This window comes from Pseudomonas sp. SDO5532_S415, assembly GCF_054071155.1.
Map to the genome: position 1 here is coordinate 1 of NZ_JBSVWS010000266.1, position 4,959 is coordinate 4,959.

Consider the following 4,959-nt stretch of genomic DNA (forward strand, 5'->3'; position numbering starts at 1 on the left):
GTGTCGACTGACACACCTTCGCGAGCAAGCTTCGCTCCTACAGGCTTTGGGTGTCGTTCAAGAATTCAAAACCTACCGCGATTAAACTTGTTCACTCGCACTGCGGTCACTGAAAGAACACTTTCAGAGCGCACACGCCCGCATGGGTACCTCCCCAGACTACGCAAAACACTGGTTCATCGCTCGCGGCTGGAAGCCGTTCGTCTTTCAGAAACAGGTGTGGGCAGCGGTAAAACAAGGCCAGTCCGGTTTACTGAACGCCAGCACCGGCGCCGGTAAAACTTACGCCGTCTGGTTTGCCGCGCTCAATCGTTTTGCTCGTTACACGTCTCGGGTTGAAAAACCCCGCAAGCGCAATCCCATCGCCGAACCGCTGGCAGTGTTGTGGATAACCCCCATGCGCGCCCTTGCCGCTGACACCGCTCGGGCGCTGGAAGCGCCGCTACACGACTTGCAGATTCCCTGGACTGTCGGCCTGCGCACCGGCGACACCGGCAACAGCGAACGGGCGCGCCAAACTCGTCGACTGCCAACTACCCTCATTACCACCCCGGAAAGCCTGACCCTGATGCTCGCCCGCGCCGACGCGCAAACCGCGCTCGCTACCCTGCGCATGGTGGTCGTTGATGAATGGCACGAACTGCTTGGCAATAAGCGCGGTGTGCAGTTGCAACTGGCATTGGCCCGCTTGCGACGTTGGCACCCTGAATTGATCGTCTGGGGTGTTTCCGCGACGCTGGGCAATCAACCCCATGCCGAGCAAGTATTGATCCCACAGGGCGGCGGTATCAGCGTTCAAGGCCAAACCACCAAGACATTGCAGGTCGACACGCTGCTGCCGCCCAACCTTGAACGCTTTCCCTGGGCTGGGCACATTGGCTTGAAGATGCTGCCGCAAGTCGTCGCCGAGATCGAATCCAGTTCCAACAGCCTGGTGTTCACCAACACTCGTGCGCAATCGGAGATCTGGTATCAAGCCTTGCTCGACGCTCGACCAGACTGGGCCGGAGTGATCGCGTTGCATCACAGCTCACTGTCCCGCGACACACGTGACTGGGTCGAACGCGCACTCAAGGACGGTCAGCTCAAAGCGGTGGTTTGCACCTCCAGCCTTGATCTGGGGGTGGACTTCCTGCCGGTGGAGCGGGTACTGCAAATCGGCTCCGCCAAGGGCGTGGCGCGGCTGATGCAGCGTGCAGGGCGCTCCGGTCACGCACCGGGGCGGGTGTCACGGGTCTCGCTGGTGCCGACCCACAGCCTTGAATTGATCGAAGCCGCAGCGGCACAGGATGCGGTGGCGCAACGTCGCATCGAATCACGCTTTTCGCCCCGCAAGCCATTGGATGTCCTGGTGCAACATCTGGTTAGCATTGCACTGGGAGGCGGATTTGTACCTGATGAGCTGTATGAAGAAGTGCGCAGCGCCTGGGCTTATCGCGACCTCTCCCCGGCAGACTGGGCTTGGGCGTTGGCTTTCGTGCGTCACGGCGGACTTTCTCTGACAGCATATCCCGACTATCGCCGGGTCGAACCTGATGAACAGGGTGTCTGGCGGGTACCTGATGCGCGACTGGCCCGGCGGCATCGCATGAGCATCGGCACCATCGTCAGCAATGCGAGCATCCAGCTGAAGTTCTGGAGCAAGGGCGGCGGTGGCAAGCAATTGGGCAGTGTCGAAGAAAACTTCATCGCCCGTCTCAGGCCTGGCGATGGTTTTCTCTTTGCCGGCCGATTGCTGGAGCTGGTGCGGGTGGAGAACATGACCGCCTACGTCAAGCGCAGCACCGTGAAAAAAGCCGCGGTGCCGCGTTGGAATGGCGGGCGCATGCCGTTGTCCAGCGAGTTGGCCCATGCAGTGGTCGCGCGGTTCTCGGCGGCAGCAGGCGGCCAGTTCATAGGGCCCGAAATGCAGGCGTTGCGTCCGCTGCTGGAGGTGCAGCAACAGTGGTCCGGGTTGCCAACCGAGAACAGTCTGTTGGCTGAAACACTGAAGTCCCGCGAAGGCTGGCACCTCTTCCTCTACCCCTTCGCCGGACGCCAGGTGCATTTGGGGCTGGCCAGTCTGCTGGCATGGAGAATCAGCCGGCGACAACCGCTGACACTATCGATTGCGGTCAATGATTACGGCCTGGAATTGCTCAGTGCCACACCTGTCGATTGGATGCAGCGACTTGATAGCGCGTTATTCAGTGCAGATCATCTTTTGAACGACGTGCTGGCCAGCCTGAATGCGGGAGAACTTGCCTTGCGACGTTTTCGGGAAATCGCGCGGATTGCCGGGCTGGTTTTCGCCGGCTATCCCGGTGCGCCGAAAAGTACCCGTCAGGTTCAGGCCTCCAGTGGTCTGTTCTATGAAGTTTTCAAACAATATGACGCCGACAACCTGTTGCTGGCTCAAGCCGGGGAAGAGGTATTACGGCAAGAGCTGGATATTCGTCGCCTTGAACTGACACTGGAGCGCATCAACCGGATGAAACTGGACATGCACTTGGTCAAGCGTCCTACACCGCTCGGTTTTCCGCTGCTGGTGGAACGCATGCGCGAAAGCATGAGTTCGGAAAAACTCGCCGATCGCATCAGGCGCATGGTCAGCGATCTGGAGCAATCCGCCGACATTGGGAACGCCCAATGAGCACACCGTACCCGGTACTCCTGGCTGGTGAGGAGCTCTGGTTGCTGCCGGAAAAGGCCATCTACTGGCCGACGCAACAAGCGTTACTCATCGCAGACGCGCACTTCGGCAAGGCCGCCGCTTACCGAAGTCTCGGCCAACCCGTTCCCCAAGGAACCACCCGGAAAAATATCGCCATGCTGGACATCGTACTGAACACCCTGCCCTGTCGGCAGCTGATTTTTCTCGGCGATTTTCTCCACGGCCGAGGCTCCCACGCACCGGCCACTCTGGAGGCATTAGCCCATTGGCGAGCGCGGCACCGCGACCTTGCCATGACGCTGATCCGCGGCAATCACGACAAAAGCGCTGGCGACCCGCCAGCCGCGCTGAATATTCGCGTAGTGCCTGAGCCCTTGGTGCTCGGGCCGTTCGCCCTGCAACATGAGCCGGCCCGGCATCCGACCCGCCATGTACTCGCCGGTCATGTGCATCCGGTCTATCGGCTACATGGCAGAGGTCGTCAGAGCCTGCGGCTGGCATGTTTCCGACTGGGAACCGATGTCAGCCTGCTGCCGGCTTTCGGTGCGTTTACCGGTGGCTACCCGGTCGAGCAGGACGAGAACTGTCGGATCCTCGTCATCGGTGACAATGAAATTTGGCCGGTCACCCCGTAGGAGCGGGCTACGTGAGGAACGTCAACGGTCACAAGGGTACGTGAATAAATGCGTTGCCGTTGCGCCCACCGCGAAGCTCGCTCCAACAATGATCCTGTGATCAAGCCACAGGCGCGGGAGGCGGCTCATCCGGCAGGGTGGGCTCACCAGGTTCGGTGGGTTGTTCATTGGGGGTATCGGGATCAGGTTGGCCAGGGATGCCCCCTGCCATGCTGATCGGCGGGTGTGCCAACAAGGACCAGGCCAGAACGCCAACCTGATTGGGCTCAAGCCTTGCCAGTTCGGCACTTATCTTCGGGTCGATCTTCATATAGCACTCCTGAGCGAAGGCCCGATCCGCCTTGCGCGGATCGGGCAGTACACTTCATAGAGTGTACGCCCGCTCAAGAATTCCCACGGTTTGTCAGACGGTTGACTCAGGTCCGCGGCAGGGTCACGCCGCGCTGGCCCTGGTACTTGCCGCCACGGTCCTTGTAGGAAACTTCGCACTCTTCGTCAGACTCAAGGAACAGCATCTGCGCCACGCCTTCGTTGGCGTAGATCTTCGCCGGCAGGTTGGTGGTGTTCGAGAATTCCAGGGTCACGTGACCTTCCCACTCCGGCTCAAGCGGGGTGACGTTGACGATGATACCGCAGCGAGCGTAGGTGCTCTTGCCCAGGCAAATGGTCAATACGTTGCGCGGTATGCGGAAGTATTCGACGGTGCTGGCCAGGGCGAAGGAGTTCGGCGGGATGATGCAGACGTCGCTGTGGATGTCGACGAAGCTGCCGGCATCGAAGTTTTTCGGATCGACGATGGCCGAATTGATGTTGGTGAACACCTTGAAATGATTGGTGCAACGAACGTCGTAGCCGTAACTCGACACACCGTAGGAGATCACACGGCTATCGTCGCTGCCGCGCATCTGGCGCTCGACGAACGGCTCGATCATGCCGTGTTCCTGCGCCATGCGGCGAATCCACTTGTCCGATTTGATGCTCATGGCGGTGTCCTGAATAGCGAGGTGGAAAAAACTGTCCGGCATCTTACCGGTGCGCGCCGCCGGGTTCAAAGTGCTCGGCACAATTCTCGACGATCACCCTGAATTTACGGACCTTCGAAACAATACGGTGCACCGTCGATCATGAAAACCGAGAAACCTTCGCAAGAAGCATTGGCACGTTCCGGAAAAAGGGTTAAGGTGGCGCCACTGTGCTGCTTGTGTCACTGAGAATCTCTACACGATATGTTGAATTTCGATCCAACCATCTACAAGAATTTTTCCTGCTCTTTGCACTCAGTCTCGGCCAGGGTTCTTCCTGAGTCGCAGTTATCTTTGTTCAAGGAGTTACACCATGTCTAATCGCCAAACCGGTACCGTTAAGTGGTTCAACGATGAAAAAGGCTTCGGCTTCATCACTCCACAATCCGGTGACGACCTGTTCGTTCACTTCAAAGCTATCCAATCCGACGGCTTCAAAAGCCTGAAAGAAGGCCAACAGGTTTCTTTCATCGCTACCCGCGGTCAGAAAGGCATGCAAGCTGAAGAAGTTCAAGTTATCTAACTTGTACTTGCTTTAGTAAAAAGCCCCGCCCTCAAAAGCGGGGCTTTTTTGTGCCTGTGTGTTTTTCGCGGGCAAAAAAGATCGCAGCCTTCGGCAGCTCCTACAGGATGTACATCAATCCATATA

The 4,959-nt window shown here is 58.5% G+C and carries 5 protein-coding genes; 3 read left to right on the plus strand and 2 right to left on the minus strand.

Going from position 1 to position 4,959, the window contains the following annotated elements; translation table 11 throughout:
* Positions 1 to 142 precede the first annotated feature (142 nt).
* Both ACW9HW_RS28695 and pdeM read left to right on the plus strand, forming a co-directional pair.
* A complete protein-coding gene (locus tag ACW9HW_RS28695) occupies positions 143 to 2,632 on the plus strand; it encodes a ligase-associated DNA damage response DEXH box helicase (protein WP_457402683.1) in 2,490 nt (829 codons plus the stop codon).
* Positions 2,629 to 3,288, plus strand: coding sequence for a ligase-associated DNA damage response endonuclease PdeM (gene pdeM / locus ACW9HW_RS28700; RefSeq protein ID WP_457402685.1), 660 nt, complete (start codon positions 2,629 to 2,631; stop codon positions 3,286 to 3,288). The genes ACW9HW_RS28695 and pdeM overlap by 4 nt, the downstream gene beginning before the upstream one ends.
* A 100-nt stretch (positions 3,289 to 3,388) precedes the next feature.
* Here the strand turns inward: pdeM and ACW9HW_RS28705 are convergent, their stop codons facing one another.
* Together ACW9HW_RS28705 and dcd are read right to left on the minus strand one after the other, a co-directional pair.
* The gene (locus ACW9HW_RS28705; protein WP_095197445.1) at positions 3,389 to 3,598 is read right to left on the minus strand and encodes a hypothetical protein; all 210 of its coding nucleotides are present in this window, start codon (positions 3,596 to 3,598) and stop codon (positions 3,389 to 3,391) included.
* A gap of 106 nt (positions 3,599 to 3,704) precedes the next feature.
* The gene (gene dcd, locus ACW9HW_RS28710; protein WP_007940589.1) at positions 3,705 to 4,271 is read right to left on the minus strand and encodes a dCTP deaminase; all 567 of its coding nucleotides are present in this window, start codon (positions 4,269 to 4,271) and stop codon (positions 3,705 to 3,707) included.
* Between the two features lie 352 nt (positions 4,272 to 4,623).
* Here dcd and ACW9HW_RS28715 point away from each other — a divergent pair, with 352 nt between their 5' ends.
* Positions 4,624 to 4,833 (plus strand): cold-shock protein, encoded by a 210-nt coding sequence (locus tag ACW9HW_RS28715; protein ID WP_002554837.1) that lies wholly within the window; start codon positions 4,624 to 4,626, stop codon positions 4,831 to 4,833.
* The last annotated feature ends 126 nt before the right edge of the window (positions 4,834 to 4,959 follow it).

Excerpts from the sequence above, each read along its gene's own strand:
- ACW9HW_RS28695 (WP_457402683.1), top strand. The coding sequence starts at position 143 with ATGGGTACCTCCCCAGACTACGCAAAACACTGGTTCATCGCTCGCGGC.
- ACW9HW_RS28715 (WP_002554837.1), top strand. The coding sequence starts at position 4,624 with ATGTCTAATCGCCAAACCGGTACCGTTAAGTGGTTCAACGATGAAAAA.
- pdeM (WP_457402685.1), top strand. The coding sequence starts at position 2,629 with ATGAGCACACCGTACCCGGTACTCCTGGCTGGTGAGGAGCTCTGGTTG.
- dcd (WP_007940589.1), bottom strand. The coding sequence starts at position 4,271 with ATGAGCATCAAATCGGACAAGTGGATTCGCCGCATGGCGCAGGAACAC.
- ACW9HW_RS28705 (WP_095197445.1), bottom strand. The coding sequence starts at position 3,598 with ATGAAGATCGACCCGAAGATAAGTGCCGAACTGGCAAGGCTTGAGCCC.